This is a genomic window from Thauera butanivorans NBRC 103042 (assembly GCF_001591165.1).
Lineage (GTDB): Bacteria > Pseudomonadota > Gammaproteobacteria > Burkholderiales > Rhodocyclaceae > Thauera > Thauera butanivorans.
This window is the reverse complement of record NZ_BCUG01000054.1, coordinates 1-19453: the sequence shown is the minus strand read 5'-3', so window position 1 is coordinate 19453 and position 19453 is coordinate 1. Positions and strand designations below refer to the sequence as shown.

Annotated in this window: 20 protein-coding genes; 9 read left to right on the top strand and 11 right to left on the bottom strand. The window is 65.0% G+C overall.

The genetic code is table 11. The features are described 5' to 3' along the window. Positions 1 to 19: 19 nt before the first annotated feature. Complete coding sequence (locus TBU01S_RS18405; protein ID WP_068638812.1) at positions 20 to 793, bottom strand: PEP-CTERM sorting domain-containing protein; 774 nt, start codon at positions 791 to 793, stop codon at positions 20 to 22. 133 nt (positions 794 to 926) lie between these two features. Next, the gene (prsT, locus tag TBU01S_RS18400) at positions 927 to 3734 is read right to left on the bottom strand and encodes an XrtA/PEP-CTERM system TPR-repeat protein PrsT (protein ID WP_068638810.1); all 2808 of its coding nucleotides are present in this window, start codon (positions 3732 to 3734) and stop codon (positions 927 to 929) included. Between the two features lie 229 nt (positions 3735 to 3963). Between prsT and TBU01S_RS18395 the strand changes: the two genes are divergently transcribed. Then, positions 3964 to 4959: an asparaginase gene (locus TBU01S_RS18395; protein ID WP_068638808.1), complete on the top strand. Its 996-nt coding sequence runs from the start codon at positions 3964 to 3966 to the stop codon at positions 4957 to 4959. Between the two features lie 12 nt (positions 4960 to 4971). Here the strand turns inward: TBU01S_RS18395 and TBU01S_RS18390 are convergent, their stop codons facing one another. Further along, the gene (locus TBU01S_RS18390) at positions 4972 to 5913 is read right to left on the bottom strand and encodes a CysB family HTH-type transcriptional regulator (protein ID WP_068638806.1); all 942 of its coding nucleotides are present in this window, start codon (positions 5911 to 5913) and stop codon (positions 4972 to 4974) included. 107 nt (positions 5914 to 6020) lie between these two features. Here TBU01S_RS18390 and TBU01S_RS18385 point away from each other — a divergent pair, with 107 nt between their 5' ends. From TBU01S_RS18385 to TBU01S_RS18355, 7 genes are all read left to right on the top strand, one after another. Continuing rightward, on the top strand, positions 6021 to 6800 hold the full coding sequence (locus tag TBU01S_RS18385; protein WP_068638804.1) for a sulfite exporter TauE/SafE family protein: 780 nt from the start codon (positions 6021 to 6023) through the stop codon (positions 6798 to 6800). 79 nt (positions 6801 to 6879) lie between these two features. Beyond that, positions 6880 to 8568 carry a nitrite/sulfite reductase gene (locus TBU01S_RS18380; RefSeq protein WP_068638802.1) on the top strand — a complete coding sequence of 563 codons (1689 nt, stop codon included), beginning with the start codon at positions 6880 to 6882 and terminating at the stop codon, positions 8566 to 8568. After that, on the top strand, positions 8561 to 9112 hold the full coding sequence (locus tag TBU01S_RS18375; protein WP_068638800.1) for a DUF934 domain-containing protein: 552 nt from the start codon (positions 8561 to 8563) through the stop codon (positions 9110 to 9112). The genes TBU01S_RS18380 and TBU01S_RS18375 overlap by 8 nt, the downstream gene beginning before the upstream one ends. Then, the gene (locus TBU01S_RS18370) at positions 9112 to 9882 is read left to right on the top strand and encodes a phosphoadenylyl-sulfate reductase (protein ID WP_068638798.1); all 771 of its coding nucleotides are present in this window, start codon (positions 9112 to 9114) and stop codon (positions 9880 to 9882) included. The genes TBU01S_RS18375 and TBU01S_RS18370 overlap by 1 nt, the downstream gene beginning before the upstream one ends. 59 nt (positions 9883 to 9941) lie before the next feature. Further along, on the top strand, positions 9942 to 10856 hold the full coding sequence (cysD, locus tag TBU01S_RS18365) for a sulfate adenylyltransferase subunit CysD (RefSeq protein WP_068638796.1): 915 nt from the start codon (positions 9942 to 9944) through the stop codon (positions 10854 to 10856). A gap of 153 nt (positions 10857 to 11009) precedes the next feature. Then, complete coding sequence (gene cysN / locus TBU01S_RS18360; protein ID WP_068638847.1) at positions 11010 to 12290, top strand: sulfate adenylyltransferase subunit CysN; 1281 nt, start codon at positions 11010 to 11012, stop codon at positions 12288 to 12290. Positions 12291 to 12397: 107 nt separating this feature from the next. Further along, positions 12398 to 12799: an RNA-binding S4 domain-containing protein gene (locus tag TBU01S_RS18355; protein WP_068638794.1), complete on the top strand. Its 402-nt coding sequence runs from the start codon at positions 12398 to 12400 to the stop codon at positions 12797 to 12799. A gap of 53 nt (positions 12800 to 12852) precedes the next feature. Here the strand turns inward: TBU01S_RS18355 and TBU01S_RS18350 are convergent, their stop codons facing one another. The 8 genes from TBU01S_RS18350 to TBU01S_RS18320 form a co-directional block, all read right to left on the bottom strand. Beyond that, a complete protein-coding gene (locus tag TBU01S_RS18350; protein ID WP_068638792.1) occupies positions 12853 to 13386 on the bottom strand; it encodes a GNAT family N-acetyltransferase in 534 nt (177 codons plus the stop codon). Then, the gene (locus TBU01S_RS18345; protein WP_068638790.1) at positions 13387 to 13683 is read right to left on the bottom strand and encodes a type II toxin-antitoxin system TacA family antitoxin; all 297 of its coding nucleotides are present in this window, start codon (positions 13681 to 13683) and stop codon (positions 13387 to 13389) included. Between the two features lie 84 nt (positions 13684 to 13767). Further along, positions 13768 to 14931 (bottom strand): cytochrome P450, encoded by a 1164-nt coding sequence (locus TBU01S_RS18340; protein WP_068638788.1) that lies wholly within the window; start codon positions 14929 to 14931, stop codon positions 13768 to 13770. A 144-nt stretch (positions 14932 to 15075) separates the two neighbouring features. Next, positions 15076 to 15996, bottom strand: a complete 921-nt coding sequence (locus TBU01S_RS18335) for a DUF4351 domain-containing protein (protein WP_068638786.1) — start codon at positions 15994 to 15996, stop codon at positions 15076 to 15078. Between the two features lie 151 nt (positions 15997 to 16147). Next, positions 16148 to 17056, bottom strand: a complete 909-nt coding sequence (locus TBU01S_RS18330; RefSeq protein WP_068638784.1) for a DUF4351 domain-containing protein — start codon at positions 17054 to 17056, stop codon at positions 16148 to 16150. Positions 17057 to 17207: 151 nt separating this feature from the next. Continuing rightward, positions 17208 to 18158, bottom strand: a complete 951-nt coding sequence (locus TBU01S_RS18325) for a DUF4351 domain-containing protein (protein ID WP_245650977.1) — start codon at positions 18156 to 18158, stop codon at positions 17208 to 17210. 57 nt (positions 18159 to 18215) lie between these two features. Further along, complete coding sequence (locus tag TBU01S_RS24405) at positions 18216 to 18392, bottom strand: hypothetical protein (RefSeq protein ID WP_174524551.1); 177 nt, start codon at positions 18390 to 18392, stop codon at positions 18216 to 18218. 19 nt (positions 18393 to 18411) lie between these two features. After that, positions 18412 to 19155, bottom strand: coding sequence for a sulfatase-like hydrolase/transferase (locus TBU01S_RS18320; protein ID WP_157659201.1), 744 nt, complete (start codon positions 19153 to 19155; stop codon positions 18412 to 18414). A gap of 103 nt (positions 19156 to 19258) precedes the next feature. Here TBU01S_RS18320 and TBU01S_RS24575 point away from each other — a divergent pair. Then, positions 19259 to 19453: hypothetical protein (locus TBU01S_RS24575; protein ID WP_217999659.1), on the top strand; the 195-nt coding region annotated here is incomplete at its 3' end.

The window sequence follows — 19453 nt, the reverse complement described above, 5'->3', positions numbered from 1 at the left end:
CAAAAGATCCGCCCGGGCTTCAGGCTGCGTTCTTGCGGCGGCGCATGCCGACCATGCCGAGCAGGGCAATGCCGGCCAGTGCCAGCGAACCGGGCTCGGGCACGTTGCCACCGCCATTGTTGGGCTTGATCGTGCCGCCGACGCTGGCCAGCTTCAGGTAGTCGTATTTCCCGCACACCTGGTTTTTACCCGTTCCAGAGCATTTATCGAAATCGACTGCGGAACCATTTCTGATGTCTCCCGAATTCACGCCCGAGCCGGCCGCATACCCGCCCGCTCCGATCAGCCAGAAGCTCGAATAGATGTCCCCCGCAGCCGTGCCCAGATCCTTGGTGGTGGTGCCGATGTTCGCGTAGTTGCCGATCAGCGTCCAGCCGCGGCTGGTGAGGTTGGCAAACGTACCGCCATCGAGAGACTGGGTTGCCGTCAGCGAACCGAAGCCGGTAAACGCCATGACGAAAATGTCGGAATCGGTGGTGGCGAAGCCCGCCCTGACACTCTCCAGCCGAACCGCGTCGTCGAAACTCAGCAGCGCGACCTCGTACCCCGCCTTGTTGTCGAGCGCATGCTGATTGTCGGACGAGGACTCCCCGCCAACGCCGATGCCATTGCCCGCCCAGTATCCGACCGAGGTCTTGTAGATATCCGAGGTATTGCCCGTAGCCTTCCAGCCCGTCACCTGGGGCTCATTGGCGGCGGAGTTGGTCAGGTTCCAGTTGGTCGCAGCCATCGCGGAGAGCGAAGCGGCACACAGAGCGACGGCAAGAGCGGACTTCGAAATTATCGTTTTCATGGTTATTCCTTAAATTAACCTGCTTTTTTGACTTTTTAGCAAAAAACAGGCCAATCTTTTTCGCACCAGATTTATCAATTAGTTACAGAATTCGGCTGTGCAGCTCGCAGCATGTGCGTCAATTTTTCCGACACTATCCGAGCTGCTCCAGCAGCTTGCTGGCCTCCCCGGCCCAGGAAGCTGCTGGAGACGCCTTCAATGCGAACTGCAGCTCGATCCGGGCTTCCTGCGCCCGCCCCAGCTTCGCCAGCACATAGCCGAGGTGCCAGCGGATCTCGGGGTCTTCCGGCGCGCGCAGGCGGGCATCGCGCAAGTGGCGCATGGCCTCGTCGAAGCGGCCGGCCTGCGCCAGCGACCAGCCCAGGGTATCGACGATGCCGACATTCCCCGGCTCCAGGGCCAAGGCCTGCTCCGCAAGACGCACGGGGTCGCCCTCGCCCAGCACCAGCAGCACGTTTGCGAGGTTGTTGAGGACGTTCGCCCCTGCCCGGCCCTCGGCCACCAGGTTCTCGTATTCCTCCCGCGCGGCCTTCCAGTTGCCATCGCGCATCCAGAGCTCGGCCAGCATTTCCCGCACGCTCGCTTCCTCGCCCCGCTTCTCCTCCAGCCAGCGCTTCAGCACCGGCATGGCAGACTTCGGCTCGCCTTTCAGCACGGCAACGCTGGCGCGGCGTTGGAGCAGATCGAACGAAGGCTGAAGTTCGAAGGCATCGCGGTACAGTTGCGCCGCCTCGGCGAGGCGTTTGCGGCGCACCGCGAGGTCTCCCGCCAGGCGCAGGCCGCTCGCACTGGCCGGATGCTCCTTGCGCAGCGTCGCCACCAGGCCATCGATCGTCGCCGCCGCCACGCCCGGATCGGCGAGGGCCGCCTCAGTTTCCAGCACCATCGCGGCCTCGTCCCCAGGCCTGCCCTGCAGCGCCTTCTGCGCGGCATAGCTCGCACCCGACGGATTGGCCGCCCGGAGCTGGAGATAGCCGATGCTCACCAACCGCGATACGTCGTATTCGGCAAGCACGGTCATTTCACGCAAGGTCTGCTGGGCAGCCTTGTTGTCGCCGATGTCGATCTGCGCCTCGGCCAGCGTGGCCAGCACCAGCAGGTCGGAACTCCACTGTGGCGCCAGGGCCTTCGCCGCCTCGAGAGCACCCGCCTTGTCGCCGGCTGCCGCCCTCGCCTTGACCAGCGCGATGCCGAAGCGCGGGTCCCTGGGGCGTTCGGCGACCGCCTTCTCGAACCAGCGAATCGCCTCGCCGAGATTGCCGACACCCTGTTCGAGCATGCCCGACTCATACATGGCCACGGTGTCGTTGCGGTTCTGCTTCAGCATCGCGGCATAGGTGCGGCGTGCCTCGTCGAGACGCCCTTCCGCAACGTCGAGACGCGCCGTGTTCAGGCGCGCAGGCATGAAGTTCGCGTCGCTCGCCAGCGCCGCCGCATAGGCCTTGCGCCCTTCGGCCGGATTGCCGCTGGCAACCTGGATGGCCCCCAGCAGATTCAGCACCGCGGGATTGCCGGGCGCGGCTTCGGCGGCACGCAGGGCGACGGCCAGCGCGGCCTTGCCTTCGCCTTGTCGCATCAAGGTGTTCGCCAGGGCGTTGGCGACGACGAAATCGCCAGGCGTCTTGTCGAACACGGCTTGCAGGCTTTCGATCGCAGCCGCCGTGTCGCCACCGCCCAGGCGGCTGAATCCGAGTGCGGCCTGCGCCCCGACATCCCCGCCCTGCGCGGCCTTTTCGAGCAATTCACTCGCCTTGCCATAGCGCCGCTGGGCGAGGTTGACGCGCCCCAGCAACTGCAGCGCCTGCGGGTCTTCCGGCTGCAGCCGGAGCACATGCTCGAGCATGCCGGTCGCGCGTGCGTAGTCGCTCATGTCCAGATAGACCGAGGCCAGCAATTTGCGCGCGCCGAGATTGTTCGGGTAGCGGGAAACCGTCGTTTCGAGATACTTCTTGGCCTTCTCGAGCTGCCGTCCGGCGTGGTGCGCCAGCGCACCGACCATCAGCAGTTGCTCGTGGCCGGCAACCCATTCCGCGGGCAGGGCATCGACCAGGCCGCCCGCCTCTGCCAGGTGGCGTGCCGCCTCCGCACGCTTGCCCTGCCTGTCGGCGAGCAGGGCAAGCAGGTAGGACACCCGCGGCTCGATCGGCCCTGCCCCGATGGCGGCCAGCGCGGCCCGCGCTTCGTCATCACGCCCCAGGTCGACCAGGATGCCGGCCCGTGCGACGGCGGCATCGATCAGAGCGGGATCGAGCGCGATCGCGCGCTCGTAGTCCATCAGCGCCGTCGCCAGCTCGCCGGTGGCATGCGCCACCGAAGCACGCGCATTGAAGGCCATCGCGTATTCCGGGCCGCGCTCCACCGCCTGCTCCGCAAGCTGCCGTGCACGAGCCAGGTCTCCCCTTCCGATCAGCATCGGCACTTCCGCCGCAAGGGGGACGGGCGAAGCCGGATCGAGCGCACGTGCTTCGGCAAAGCTGCGCTCGGCCTCGGCACGCTGTCCCAGCGCGGCATGGGCCACGCCGCGCAGCGTCAGCACATCGAGGCGGACGCCGGCCGGCAGGCCTTCCGCCGGAATCGATTGCAGCAGCACCGCCGGCTTCCCCTGCAGCAGATAGATGCGCGCCATCGGCACCGCCACTTCGGCGCGGCTCACGCCGAGCCGGAGCGCTTCGCGGAATTCGACTTCCGCCGGGCCGACGTCCCCGTCGCTGAGGTAGGCGCGCGCCAGCAGCAGGTGGGCGGCCAGCATGTTGCGGTCCTGCTGCAGGGCGTTCTTGAGCTGGATGATGGCACCGGCGACATCCTGCGCCTCGAAACGCTTCAGCCCGTCCTCGTAATAGCGGCTGGCCGCCGCCGGGTCGGCCAGCGCGGGCACGGACAGGAGCAGCGAGACGGCACCGGTGGCGAGCATACGGGCCAGCAGTCGGGCAGGGCGTTTCATGGGCAAGGGGTCGTCCGGTTTCGGGAGAGTGGAGCGAGTATATGGGGGTATACCGAAAGGGTTCCGTGGAATTCGTCATTGTCGACGCAAACGACATCGATGGCATATTCACCACGCGCTCGAAGCCACACCGGCAAACACACCATCCCGTAGAATCGCGGGCAGGCTGGCAAGCTCCGTGCCTCCGGCCCTCATCCATTCAGGAACCGCCCAGGCCCGCAGCCCGAACATGCGCAGACCCCGCATCGCCCTCGTCGCCACCGGCGGCACCATCGCCGGCACCGCCGCCTCGCCGACCGACACCACCGGCTACACCGCCGGGCAGTTGGGTGCAGCAGAGCTGCTCGGCGCCGTGCCGCAGCTGTCCGCGCTGGCCGAATTGCACGCCGAGCAATTGTTCAACATCGACAGCAAGGACATGGGCCCGGCCCACTGGCTGCCGCTGCTGCGGCGCGTGCAGGCGCTGGCCGATGACGGTGACATCGACGGTGTCGTCGTCACCCACGGCACCGACACGCTGGAGGAAACCGCTTATTTCCTCCATGTCGCGCTCGCCACCGCCAAGCCGGTGGTGATGACCGCGGCGATGCGCCCGGCCACCGCGCTGTCCGCCGACGGTCCGCTCAACCTCTATCAAGCGGTACAGCTCGCCTGCCGCCCGGCGGCGGGCCGCGCCGGCGTGCTTGCCGTGCTGGGCGACCGCATCCTGCCCGCGGTCCATCTCGCCAAGCGCCACCCGTCTGCGGTCGATGCCTTCAGTTCGCCCGGCGCACTGAGCATCGACGCCAGCGACACCCAGTTGCAGGCCCTTCCATCCCCCCGCCATCACCGCATCGACCTGCCCGACGGCGTGCAGGCGCTGCCGCCGGTCGAACTGCTGACGGCGAGCGCAGGCAGTTCGCCGGCACTGGCCGCAGCCGTGGTGCGCGCGCTGGCCCGCGCCAGCCAGGTCGCCGGGCGTGCCGGCCTGGTGCTGGCGCTGCCGGGCAACGCCAGCCTGCCCGCAAGCTGGGAAACGGTACTCGCCGAAGACTTGCCGCCTGCGGTGCCGGTCGTGCTGGCCAGCCGCTGCGGCGCCGGTGCGACCGCACATCGCGCCGATCGGCCGGGCAACTGGCTGCAGTGCCGCACGCTCGATCCGCTGAAGGCGCGCGTGCGCCTGATCGCCGGCCTCGGCGCCGGACTGCGCGGCGCCCGCCTGAAGCGCTGGTTCGAGCGCGTCTGACGCCCTCTCCGCTCAGAGCCCCGGGTCGCTGCCGCCGCCGATCAGCGCGCTTTCGACGATGCGCCGCGACAGGTGCGGCGCGAAGCCCTCGATGAAGGCGAAGACGTAGGCCCGCAGCCAGGCCCGCTTGCGCAGGCCGATGCGGGTCGTGCTGGACTCGAACAGGTGCGACGCATCCACCATGCCCAGCCGCCTGTCCTCTTCGGCGTCGTAGGCCATCCGCGCCAGGATGCCGATGCCCAGGTCCATTTCCACGTATTTCTTGATCACGTCGGAATCGATCGCCGACAGCACGACGTTGGGCCTCAGTCCGCGCCCGAGAAAGGCCTTGTTGATCAGGCTGCGGCCGGTGAAGGCGTCGTCGTAGGTGATGATCGGATGGCGGGCGATCGCCTCCAGCGTCAGCGGCGATTCATGCAGGATGGGGTGGCGCGGCGTGGCGACCACGCAGCGGTTCCACTGGTAGCAGGGCAGCATCGCGAGGTCGTCGTAATCGGCGATGGCCTCGGTGGCGATGCCGATGTCGGCGGCACCATCCAGCACCATTTCGCACACCTGGCGCGGGTTGCCCTGGTGCAGCGACAGCTTCACCTGCGGGTAGCGGCGCATGAAGTCGCGTACCACGGCCGGCAGCACGTAGCGCGCCTGGGTGTGGGTAGTGGCGATGCTCAGGCTGCCCACCGTCTCGTTGGCGAACTCGCTGCCCACCTGCTGCAGATCGTCGAGGTCGCGCAGCACCCGCTCGGCGATCGCCAGCACTGCCCGCCCCGGCTCGGTGACGGCGACCAGGCGCTTGCCATGGCGTTCGAAAATCTCGATGCCCAGCTCGGCCTCGAACTGCCGGATCTGCTTCGAGACGCCCGGCTGGGAAGTAAACAGCGCATCGGCGGCTTCCGTGACGTTGAGCCCACGGCGCGCCACTTCATGGATGTAGCGAAGCTGCTGGAGATTCATTGTCCCCTCCGCCTCATATAACTTTCAATTCTAAAAGTCTAACCGCAAACCGCTTTCTATGGCTAAGCCAAACCTCTACGATCCGCGCACTTCAAAGGATGCCCTTCATGGATTTTGCGTACACCATTGCCGGATTCGCCGTGGGCGCCATCGTCGGTCTGACCGGCGTCGGCGGCGGCTCGCTGATGACGCCGCTGCTGGTGCTGATGTTCGGCATCCATCCGTCGGTCGCGGTCGGCACCGACCTGCTGTACGCCGCCATCACCAAGGCGGGCGGCACGCTCGCCCACGGCCTCAAGGGCACGGTGGACTGGAAGATCACCCGCCTGCTGGCCACCGGCAGCATTCCGGCCGCGGCGCTCACGCTGTTCCTGGTCGGCCGCTACGCGCCGGGCGGCATCGAAGGCGCGGCCAGCCTGATCCAGGTGGCGCTCGGCGTCGCGCTGCTGCTGACCGCCGTCGCGCTGATCTTCCGCAAGCGCATCCAGGCCTTCGCCCTCGCCCGCTTCGGCGGCAAGCCCGATCCGGTGCGCACCGCGCGCCTCACCGTCCTGACCGGCGCGATCCTGGGCGTGCTGGTGTCGATTTCGTCGGTGGGCGCCGGCGCGCTCGGCGTCACCGCCCTCTTGTTCCTGTACCCGACGATGCCCGCACTGCGCATCGTCGGCTCGGACATCGCCCACGCGGTGCCGCTGACCGCAGTCGCCGGCATCGGCCACTGGATGCTGGGCAGCGTCGACTGGCTGCTGCTGGGCAGCCTGCTGGTCGGTTCGCTGCCCGGCATCTGGCTCGGCAGCCACATTTCGACCAAGGTGCCCGACCACTTCCTGCGCCCGATCCTGGCCACCATGCTGGTGCTGGTCGGCGCCAAGCTGATCAGCCACTGACCGCCAGCCACTGGCACGCAGCCCGGCCTGTCCCGGGCTCAACGCAACGAATACACGAACCCCCAGAGAGACGAATCCTATGTACAAGTACGACGAATACGACCAGCGCATCGTCGATGAGCGCGTCGCCCAATTCGCCGATCAAACCCGGCGCTTCCTCGCCGGCGAACTGAGCGAAGACGAATTCCGCCCGCTGCGCCTGCAGAACGGCGTCTATATCCAGCGCCATGCGCCGATGCTGCGCATCGCCGTGCCCTACGGCAACCTGAACTCGAAGCAATTGCGCATGCTGGGCCACATCGCCCGCCGCTACGACCATGGCTATGCCCACGTCACCACGCGCCACAACATCCAGTTCAACTGGCCCAAGCTGGAAGACGTGCCCGAAATCCTCGGCCTGCTCTCCAGCGTGCAGATGCATGCCATCCAGACTTCGGGCAACTGCATCCGCAACGTCACCTCCGACCCCTTCGCCGGCGTTGCCGCCGACGAGATCGCCGATCCGCGCCCGTGGTGCGAAATCCTGCGCCAGTGGAGCACCTTCCATCCGGAATTCGCCTTCCTGCCGCGCAAGTTCAAGATCGCGGTGAATGGCGCGAAGCAGGACCGCGCGCTGGTCCAGGCCCACGACATCGGCCTGGACCTGGTGTACAACGAGGCTGGCGAGCTGGGCTTCCGCGTGCTGGTGGGCGGCGGCCTGGGCCGCACGCCGATCATCGGCGCGGAAATCTCCGCCTTCGTGCCCTGGCAGCAGATCCTCAACTATTGCAGCGCCATCCTGCGCGTCTATAACCTGCACGGCCGCCGCGACAACGCCTACAAGGCGCGCATCAAGATCCTGGTGAAGGCGCTCGGCGTGGAAGAATTCGCCCGCCAGGTCGAAGCCGAGTTCGTCCATCTCAAGGACGGCCCGTCCACCTTGACGCAGGCCGAGATCGACCGCGTCGCCGGCCGCTTCGACGATCCGGTGCTGGCGCCGCTGCCGCAGGACGCCGGCTACCGCGCCCATCTGGCGGAGAACAAGGCTTTCGCCGCCTGGGCACGGCGCAACGTGCGCGCCCACCGGGTGCAGGGCTATGCCAGCGTGGTGCTGTCGCTCAAGCCCTATGGCGTGGCGCCGGGCGACCTCACCGCCGAGCAGTTCGACGCCATCGCCGACCTCGCCGACCGCCATGCCTTCGGCGAAGTGCGCAACACCCACGAACAGAACGTGCTGCTCGCCAGCGTGCGCGAAGCCGACCTGTTCGAGGTCTGGCAGCAGGCGCGCGAACTGGGCCTGGCGACGCCGAACATCGGCCTGCTGACGGACATCATCTCCTGCCCCGGCGGCGACTTCTGTGCGCTGGCCAACGCCAAGTCGATCCCGATCGCCAACGCGATCCAGGACCGCTTCACCGACCTCGACTACCTGTACGACCTCGGCGAACTGGAACTCAACATCTCCGGCTGCATGAACGCCTGCGGCCACCACCACGTCGGCCACATCGGCATCCTCGGCGTCGACAAGAACGGCCAGGAGTTCTACCAGGTGACGATCGGCGGCTCGCAGGGCAACCAGGCGGCGCTGGGCAAGGTGATCGGCCCGTCCTTCGCCGCCGCCGAAATGCCGGACGTGATCACTTCGCTGATCAACAACTTCATCGACAACCGCCACGAAGACGAACGCTTCATCGACACCGTGCGCCGCATCGGCATCGACTCGTTCAAGACCCGCGTCTATGCCGAGCGCGCCGCGCGCCTCGAAGCCCGGGAGACCGCCAATGTCTGACATCATCAAGAACGGCCTCATCCAGTCCGACGACTGGCAGGTGCTGCGCCTGGCCGAAGGCGAGGCCGCCGCCGACGCCGCGCTGCCGGCCGGCCGCGCCATCGTGCCGCTGGCCGTGTGGCAGGCGCGCCGCGACGAGCTGCTGCCGAAGGCCGAAGCCGGCGTGCTCGGCGTCTGGCTGGCGGGCAGCGAAGACCCCTTCGCGCTCGAAGCCGACCTGCCGCTGCTGCAGTTGGTCGCGGTGGACTTTCCCAAGTTCGCCGACGGCCGCGGCTATTCGATCGCCACGCTGCTGCGCACCCGCCTGGGCTATGGCGGCGAGCTGCGCGCGATCGGCGACGTGCTGCGCGACCAGTTCTTCTTCATGCTGCGCTGCGGCTTCAGCGTGCTGCAGCCGCGCGAAGGCAAATACACCACTGCCCAGCTCGAAGCCGCACTCGCCAGCCTGAAGGATTTCACCACCCCCTACCAGGGCGCGGTCGACCGCCCGGAGCCGCTGTTCCGCCGCCAGCCGCGCACCCCGCTGCAGAAGGACGCCGCCTGATGAACGCCAGTGTCTCCCCGCTGCGCCCGCCCGCCGGCAACCCGGCCACGCGCCCCGAACTGACCGACGCCCTGCGCGCCACGGCCGGCGCCAAGGCCGCCGCCGCCCTCGCCCTGCTGCGCGAGGCGGCGGCGGAATTCGGCACGGCCGGCGAACTCACTTTCGCCAACAGCTTCGGCGCCGAGGACATGGTGCTGACCGACCTGATCCTGTCGAACGCGCTGCCGATCGAAATCTTCTCGCTCGACACCGGCCGCCTGCCGGCCGAGACCTATGCGCTGATGGGCGAGGTCGAGCAACGCTACGGCACCAGGCTGAAAGTCTTCTTCCCCGACTCCGCGTCGGTGGAGAATTTCGTCCGCAGCCACGGCATCAATGCCTTCTACGATTCGATCGAGCTGCGCAAGGCCTGTTGCGGCGTGCGCAAGATGGAACCCCTGCGCCGCGCCCTGGCCGGCAAGAAAGCCTGGATCACCGGCCTGCGCGCCGCCCAGTCGGTGACCCGCAGCGGCCTGCCCTTGCGCGAGCTCGACCAGGGCAACGGCCTCGAAAAGCTCAACCCGCTGTCGGACTGGAGCGAGACCGAGGTGTGGGCCTACATCCGTATCAACGAGGTACCCTACAACGCGCTGCACGACCAGTTCTACCCCAGCATCGGCTGTGCCCCCTGTACGCGCGCCATCGCGCTGGGCGAAGACGTCCGCGCCGGACGCTGGTGGTGGGAAGACCCCGCAACCAAGGAGTGCGGGCTTCACGCCAAGAAGGGCTGAAGCTTGCTTCCCCACGCTCTCACGGGCCCCGAACACGCATTCGCAACGGTAATCACATCATGTCGACGCTGACCAAACAGACGCTTTCCCATCTCGACTGGCTCGAAGCCGAAGCCATCCATATCCTGCGCGAAGTCGCCGGCCAGTGCTCGAACCCGGTGCTGCTGTTCTCCGGCGGCAAGGATTCGATCTGCCTGCTGCGCCTGGCCGAGAAGGCCTTCCGCCCGGGCCGTTTCCCCTTCCCGCTGATGCACATCGACACCGGCCACAACTACAAGGAAGTGACCGATTTCCGCGACAAGCGCGCCGCCGAGCTGGGCGAGCGCCTGATCGTGCGCTCGGTGGAGGATTCGATGGCGCGCGGCACCGTGGTGCTGAAGCATGCCGACGAGTCGCGCAACAAGCACCAGTCGGTGACGCTGCTGGAAGCGATCGAGGAATTCGGTTTCGACGCCTGCATCGGCGGCGCCCGCCGCGACGAGGAGAAGGCGCGCGCCAAGGAGCGGATCATGAGCTTCCGCGACGAGTTCGGCCAGTGGGACCCGAAGAACCAACGCCCGGAGCTGTGGAACCTGTACAACGCCCGCAGCCACAAGGGCGAGAACATCCGTGCCTTCCCGATCAGCAACTGGACGGAACTGGACGTGTGGCAGTACATCCAGCGCGAGCAGCTGGAGCTGCCGTCGATCTATTTCGCCCACGTCCGCCCGGTGGTGCGCAAGAACGGCCTGCTGCAGCCGGTGACGGAGCTGACGCCGGCCAAGCCGGGCGACAAGGTCGAAGACGTCCAGGTGCGCTTCCGCACCGTCGGCGACATCACCTGCACGGCACCGGTCGAATCCGATGCCGACACGGTGGAGAAGATCCTGGCCGAGACGGCGACGACGACGATCACCGAGCGCGGCGCAACGCGGATGGACGACCAGACTTCCGAAGCCTCGATGGAGCAGCGCAAGAAGGAAGGGTATTTCTGAGTTTTTGAGGTGTTCTTGAGAACGAACGATGGGTTTCGCTGCGCTCTACCCATCCTACGCAGCCATCGGCGATTCGCAGGCACTCGACTCACGACCACGACCACGACCACGACTGCGACCAAATCTTGAAGAAAGCTTGAAGGAATCATGACCATGTCCGCACCCGAACAACTGCCCGAGATCGACAACGGCCTGCTGCGCTTCCTGACCTGCGGCAGCGTCGACGACGGCAAGAGCACCCTGATCGGCCGCTTGCTGTTCGACAGCAAGACCATCCTCGCCGACACCCTCAACGCCATCGAGAAGACCTCGGCCAAGCGCGGCATGAGCGCGGTCGACCTGTCGCTGCTCACCGACGGCCTGCAGGCCGAGCGCGAGCAAGGCATCACCATCGACGTCGCCTACCGCTACTTCTCCACCGGCCGGCGCAAGTACATCATCGCCGACGCCCCCGGCCACGAGCAGTACACCCGCAACATGGTCACCGCGGCCTCCACCGCCAACCTGGCCATCATCCTGGTCGATGCGCGCAAGGGCGTGCTGACCCAGACCCGCCGCCACTCCTACCTCGCCAGCCTGGTCGGCATCCCGCACCTGCTGGTCGCGGTCAACAAGATGGATCTGGTCGACTACGACCAGGCGGTGTTCGAGCGCATCAAGGCCGACTACCTCGCCTTCGCCGACAAGCTCGGCATCGAGGACGTGCGCTTCATCCCGATCTCGGCACTGGCCGGCGACATGATCGTCGACCGCGGCGAGCGCCTGGGCTGGTACGACGGCCCCACCCTGCTCGACATCCTCGAGAACGCCCCCGCCGCCCACACCGAGCAGGCCGAGGACTTCCGCTTCCCGGTGCAGTTCGTCTGCCGCCCGCAGGATTCGGCCAACCCCGAGTTGCACGACTACCGCGGCTTCATGGGCCGGGTGGAATCGGGCGAAATCGCCGTCGGCGACGCCGTCACGGTGCTGCCCTCGGGCGCCACCAGCAAGGTCAGGCGGATCGAGATCGGCGGCGTGCCGCTGGAACGCGCGATCCACGAACAGTCGGTGGCGCTGCTACTGGAAGACGAGATCGACATCTCGCGCGGCGACCTCATCGTCAAGTCCGCCGAAGCGCCCGAGCCGGTCAAGCAGATCGACGCCACCATCTGCTGGCTGGCCGAAGCCCCGCTGTCGCCGGCACGCACCTACCTCGTGCGCCACACCACGCGCGAAGTGAAGGCCAAGCTCGCCAGGATCGACTACCGCCTGGACGTGAACACGCTGGAGCGGGAAGCCGCCACCGGCCTGGCGATGAACGACATCGCCCGCGTCACGCTCAAGCTCGCCCAGCCCATCGTCGCCGACCGCTATGCGGACAACCGCGCCACCGGCGCCTTCATCATCATCGACGAAAGCACCAACAACACCGTCGGCGCGGGGATGATCGGATAAGCAAGCCGGGCCGCGTAGTCAGCAGAGCCTCGAGCCTTTGCCCCGATACGCGGGGCCATCGATAATGCCGGTGGCCCCGTGTCTTTTTTCAAATCTCCGCAACCGCCATGCCTGACCGTCCCACCGTCGACACCGCCCGCACCCGCCTCGACAAATGGCTGTGGGCCGCCCGTTTCTTCAAGCATCGCACCGCGGCGACGGAAGCGGTGGATGGCGGCAAGGTCAAGCTCAACGGCATCGCGGCCAAGCCCGCGCGCGAGGTCAAGCCCGGCGATCGCATCGACATCACGATCGGCGAGGAGACGCGCACCGTCGTCGTGCAGGCCATCGCCGACAAACGCGGCTCCGCAAGCGTGGCGCAGACGCTGTACGAAGAAACGGCGGACAGCATCGAACAACGCGAACGGGCCCGCGACCTGCGCAAGCTCGCCGCCACGCCGGGCGCCGACCTGCACGGCCGCCCGACCAAGCGCGACCGCCGCCGGATCGACCGTTTCAGCGGGTTCTAGAGCGCCGGCGGCTCACGCCCGCGCGCGTGCAACGTTCAAAAAAAGAAGCAGGATCAGGCGCTTGCCCTTGGTACGGAAAACAATTGCGCGACCTGCGCCATGGGCAGGAACAAGCGCAACGGTGTTTGCTGGAAGGGCAGAAAGTCGAAATGCCTGTAGAAGCTCTCCGCCTGCTGATCCTTGGCATCGACGATCACGGCCATTGCGCCCACATGTTGCGCACCTTCCAGACTGCGCCGCAACGCATCGACCAGCAGGAATTGCCCGGCGCCCTGACCGCGGACGGACCTATCCACGGCCAGGCGCCCCAGCAGAGTCACGGGCAGATGGTCATAACGGGGCAACTTCCTGACCAATGCGGGCGGCAGTTCCGCGATGGGAATCAGGGAGGCCGACAGCGAATAAAAGCCGCACACCACGCGCTTGTCATCGAACAGGACAAAAGTAGCCGCGACATGCCGCTGCGCATCCTGCCGGGCTTGCAGCTTGAGATAGCGGTTCAATGCCTCGTTGCCGCAATCGAAAGCCGAGCGCTCGTGCGCTCTCTCAAGGGGCGCAATGGCCTGAAGCGTGAGAGAGAGGGGCAATCACACTCCCGTTTGCTGACGGTAGCGTTCCACGGCGCTGCGCAAACGCGCGCCGGGCGGTGCCGGGTTCAGAATCGCCGCGACAAAGGCCGCTTGTTCGGCGCGCGTCAGGCGGATCAACTCATGCTCCTGCACAATGCGCGTGGCGGCTTCCTGCGTACTCTCGATCACCAGTTCGCTCAAGGTTCGCCCGGTCAGTGCCGCCGCACGCTGGAACAATTCCTTCTGTGCGCCGGACACGCGCGCTTCCAGCCGCGCATTACGGGCCTTGTCAGTGTTTTCTGGCGTGTGCTGCATGATCTTCCTTGCATGCCGTCCGAGGATGAATGATCTTCTTATGTACGCCACCTGTCCGTACAGGTCAAGCACAAAAGAATCAACCTATGCCAACACCACCGGCACCGTGCTCCAGCCGCCGACCGGAGACACCGCTCGTTCGGCCGCTTGCCGTGGATCGAGCACGATCGACGAAGTTGCGGTCAGCAGTTCCTGCAAGGCGATGCGCAGCTCCAGCGTTGCCAGCAAGCGCCCAGGGCACACGTGCCTGCCGATGCCGTACACCAGGTTCCGGCCGGTGTTGCGCGCCGGGTCCAAGGCATCCGGGTCGCCGAAAACCGCCTCGTCCCGGTTCGCGGAGGTCCAGTTCAGCTTCACGCGCGCGCCTTGCGGCAACTCCACGCCGCCGATCGTCACAGGACAGGTCGTCACGCGGCGATTGGACACGAAAGGATCGTCGATCCGCAAAATCTCGTCGATGACGGCATCGAGCTCGGCCTCGGGAACACCCGCGCGCAGGCGATCCTGCAGCACCGGGTGCGTCGCCAGATAATGGACCAGCACGCCGACACACTGCGCGATGGAACCCAGGTCGCCGCCCGTCCAGTTCCGCAGCACCGACACGATCTCCGCATCGGTCAGCGGCCGGCCGTTCACTTCGGTACGCATCAGCCGGGAGGTGACATCATCAACTTCAACATCAGCGCCGTCCTCGCGCCCGGCACCGCGGCGCGGCTCCAGCACGCAGCGGATCAGGTCGTCGAAGGCCTCCGCCACCTTCCGCGTCCACGACTTGTCGCCCGAACGCGTCGCGGCATGGTTCTCGGCAACCCAGGCCACCAGGCGATCCTCGAGATCGGCCGGCCAGCCCAGCCACGCGCTTTGCGCCCGCACGGCAAAACGCACGCCCACCTGGGACACCGCGTCGACGGCAACGCCCCGCGGCAGCGACGCCACCAGCTCGGCCGCCACCTGGCGGAATTCCTCATGGAAAGGAGCCAGCGCCTCTGGGGTGAGGAAGCGGTCGAGGGCCTGCCGATATGCCGTGTGCTCGGCCGCATCCAGACCGTTCGGGATCTGCAGATGGCTCGACACCGCGCTGGAAAACCGCTCATCGTCCAGCGCCGCCTCCACCACCAGCCCGTGCCTCAGCAGCACCCACTCGCCATGGATGTTGCGCACCACCCCGTGCCGGGGACGCAACGTGTCGGTGTAGGCCCTCAAGTCCCTGCCGGCGGCAGACAGGTCGTCAGGCATGTGATCGCTCATTCTCATTCCCTCCGTGCGCCTCGGGCAGACGGCGGCCGATACCCGGATCATTGGAACAAGCGGCCTCGCCGATGGCTCAAGGGGGTATTCTAGCGTCAGCCTGGCCGGCGGGAGCGCGCCTGCCCGAGCACCCGCGCACCAAGTTCAATGGGCGGCAAACACTTCGTCCAGCGTGCGTGCATCCAGGATGTTGTCGGCCCAGCGTTCGAGTTCGGCGCTGGACGCATTCTGCAGACGCTCCACGGTTCGGGCGTCAAGCGGGCCGAAGCGGCGGGAGAGCAGGCGAGTGAGCACGGCGAGTTCGCCTCGCTGCATGCCTTGCTGAATTCCCTGTGCCATTCCCTGCTGCCGGCCTTGGGTCAGCAATCGCTCTGTCAATCCAGCCATGTTCCGGTTCTCCTGCGGGTAGCATTCGGCATAAAGCCGGCGTTCATTATCGTCAAGGGCACTGTAGATGTCGACGAAGTCCATGTATTTGAGGCGTTTTTCGATACTCGGTTCAAGCGTCAACAGACCCCGGATGGCCTGGGCGTAAACTTCGATCTTCTTGTCCCGCGGCCAGTTCATGTTGGGCAGGTTGAGCCGGGCGACCAGGTTGGGGCTGTCCAGCCAATCGTCGGCCGGGGTGTCGGCAAGTACGCAGGCGATGTAGTGGAAGCGCAGATAGGAGGTGTGCTCGCCGCCCAGCTCCAGGCGTTTGCGGATGCGCGTGCCGCTACGCAGAAATATCACCACCGGCACCACACGATCGGTTTTGCACGTTTCGGCCAGGCTGGCGCAGTAGATCGCCAACCGATGGATGGAAAAGCGCGCCGGATCGCTTTCTTCCTCCAGTACGAACAGCAGCGCCTCGCGCCGGCCGTCAGGCCATTCCACCAGCAGCGGCACGTCCAGTTCGTGGAAGCGGTCGCCCAGGCGCTCCTTGAGCTGTTCCTGCCGAATCGGGGTGATGCGCACGCTGTCATCGATGCCCTGTGCTTCGGCCGGGGCGAAGAACTCCAGCGCCTGGCGCGGGTAGTCGAGGATCAGGTTCTTGAAGTTCTGGTCGTGGCTCGATGGCGGCATCGCATCACCCCGTTTTCATGACAAACGGGATTATATGCAAAAAGACTGGAACCTGGCGATGCACCTCTGCGGACTGCCATGCGGCACTATTTCTGTTACCAGCGCCGAAAGCGCGGATCGACCGGAATTTCTGAGCAAGCGCACACCCAGTTCAATGGGCGGCAAACACTTCGTCCAGCGTACGTGCATCCAGGATGTTGTCGGCCCAGCGTTCGAGTTCGGCGCTGGACGCATTCTGCAGACGCTCCACGGTCCGGGCGTCGAGCGGGCCGAAGCGGCGGGAGAGCTGGCGGGTGAGCATGGCAAGTTCGCCTTGCTGCATGCCTTGTGCCATTCCCTGCTGCCGGCCCTGGGTCAGCAATCGCTCTGTCAATCCAGCCATGTTCCGGTTCTCCTGCGGGTAGCGCTCGGTATAAAGCCGACGTTCATTATCGTCAAGGGCACTGTAGATGTCGACGAAGTCCATGTATTTGAGGCGTTTTTCGATTTCCGGTTCAAGCGTCAACAGACCCCGGATGGCCTGGGCGTAAACTTCGATCTTCTTGTCCCGCGGCCAGTGCATATTGGGCAGATTGAGCCGCGCAACCAGGTTGCCGCTGTCCATGTGAGGCTCGGCCGGGATGTCGGCGAGCGTGCAGGCAAGGTAAGCGAAGCGCAGATAGGCATGCTGCTCGCTGCCCAGCTCCAGGCGTTTGCGGATGCGCTCGCTACCACGCAGGAAAATCACCACCGGCACCACGCGGTCGGTCTTGCACAACTCGGCCAGATCGAGGCAGTAATGGCCAAGCCGATGGATGGAAAAGCGCGCCGGATCGCTTTCTTCCTCCAGTACGAACAGCAGCGCCTCGCGCCGGCCGTCAGGCCATTCCACCAGCAGCGGCACGTCCAGTTCGTGGAAGCGGTCGCCCAGGCGCTCCTTGAGCTGTTCCTGCCGAATCGGGGTGATGCGCACGCTGTCATCGATGCCCTGTGCTTCGGCCGGGGCGAAGAACTCCAGCGCCTGGCGCGGGTAGTCGAGGATCAGGTTCTTGAAGTTCTGGTCGTGGCTCGATGGCGGCATCGCATCACCCCGTTTTCATGACAAACGGGATTATATGCAAAAAGACTGGAACCTGGCGATGCACCTCTGCGGACTGCCATGCGGCACTATTTCTGTTACCAGCGCCGAAAGCGCGGATCGACCGGAATTTCTGAGCAAGCGCACACCCAGTTCAATGGGCGGCAAACACTTCGTCCAGCGTACGTGCATCCAGGATGTTGTCGGCCCAGCGTTCGAGTTCGGCCGTGGTGGCACGCTGCAGGCGTTCGGTAGTCCGCGTGTCGAGCGGGCCGAAGCGGCGGGAGAGCAGGCGGGTGAGCACGGCGAGTTCGCCTCGCTGCATACCTTGCTCCATGCCCTGCTGAATTCCCTGTGCCATTCCCTGCTGCCGGCCCTGGGTCAGCAATCGCTCTGTCAATCCAGCCATGTTCCGGTTCTCCTGCGGGTAGCGCTCGGCGTAAAGCCGGCGTTCATTATCGTCAAGGGCACTGTAGATGTCGACGAAGTCCATGTATTTGAGGCGTTTTTCGATTTCCGGTTCGAGCGTCAGCAAACCCCGGATGGCCTGGGCGTAGACTTCGATCTTCTTGTCCCGCGGCCAGTGCATGTTGGGCAGGTTGAGCCGGGCGACCAGGTTGGCGCTGTCCAGCCAATCGTCGGCCGGAGTGTCGGCAAGTACGCAGGCGATGTAGTGGAAGCGCAGATAGGAGGTGTGTTCGCTGCCCAGCTCCAGCCGCTTGCGGATGCGTGTGCCGCTACGCAGAAATATCACTACCGGCACCACACGGTCGGTCTTGCACGTTTCGGCCAGGCTGGCGCAGTAGATCGCCAACCGATGGATGGAAAAGCGCGCCGGATCGCTTTCTTCCTCCAGCACGAAGAGTAGCGCCTCACGCCGGCCGTCGGGCCATTCCACCAGCAGCGGCACGTCCAGTTCATGGAAGCGGTCGCCCAGGCGCTCCTTGAGCTGTTCCTGCCGAATCGGGGTGATGCGCACGCTGTCGTCGATGCCCTGCGCTTCGGCCGGGGCGAAGAGTTCCAGCGCCTGACGCGGGTAGTCGAGGATCAGGTTCTTGAAGTTCTGGTCGTGGCTCGATGGCGGCATCGCATCACCCCGTTTCATGACAAACGGGATTATATGCAAAAAGAATGAGTCCTGACACTGCCCCTCTGCGGACTGCTACGCAGTACTTTCCACCACATCATCGGCCGCTCGCCAGGCGGTGGCCGCAGTGCGGCGCGCGGGTGCGGGCGGGTTCAGCAGGCCGATGAAACTGCCCAGCAGCAGGCCGCTGCGATGGGTGTCGGTGCGGATGTAGAACGCCCAGACATCGCCAAGGCACCAGGTTGGCCGCATGTCAGGCGGTGATTAACCATCAATTATCCTTGATCCGAAAATGCACCCAGGAAACCAGCCCACTTTCAATATGGGCTTCCTTCTCCATCATGTTCAAGATGCGTGGCGGATGATCGCCGACGATTAGAACCTCGACGCCGTGCATGCTCTTCTGTTTCAGGATATCAGCCAGTTGATGAAAAAACTGGGCGTGCAATTTCGTCAGGCGGCAGATTTCACCATCTTCGGGCAGTTGGTATTGCGTACAGTCGAACAGATCATCGTGAATGTCGCGCTTATCGTAAATCGCATGCGTATTGAGCGTCAGCCAGTAGACAAAGCGCTTGCCATCATTCCTGAAAACATGGGAGATATATTTATCCATTATTTCCCGGTCGCATGTCCCCGGAAATGAATAACAGCGCGTTTCCCAAGGATCGGTTTCATGGAAGCGAATTTCATCGAACCCAGCGCGCGGATACCAGTGCACCCGGTCATACATGATGCCAGTCGAGCCATGAATGGCTGCCGTCGCGTAGCCAAGGTTCTTGAGTTTCTTAGGCAAGCAGTTTTCAAATCCTTCAGCTACGGATTTGAGGTTGTAGTGCTGGGTCTCAAGACCGCACAGCTCCCGCAACTCTGCACCGACGGTGGCTGTTTCGGTGCGCATTGTTCCATGCATCACCCAGTCGAAACTCTTCTGCTGATCAAGCAGAGGGGAAATCAAGCTTTTTTGAATTCGCGCATCTTTCATTACTCCCCAGGATTCGGCAACAATGAGCAATATTTTCTTGTTTATTTCCGTCGAACCAGCCTCTGCCCAAGACCGGGTCTTGCCCGTGAAACCGGCATGACGGAGAGGGTTTCCGGATAGTTTGAAAGATTCTATGAACTCTGTTTTTCTATTGTTGATGAATGATATTGACTGGCTATCAATGAGTTTTTCTCTTGATCGAGAGAAGCTGTCTGTATGGGCCTCGGCTGGTCAGGGCTGCCGCAGCTACCCATTCGTCGTTGACCACCTCAAAAACTCGTTCACGATCAATCACTTGACATGCCCCTGTTCACAGTCGGTGTTTTTG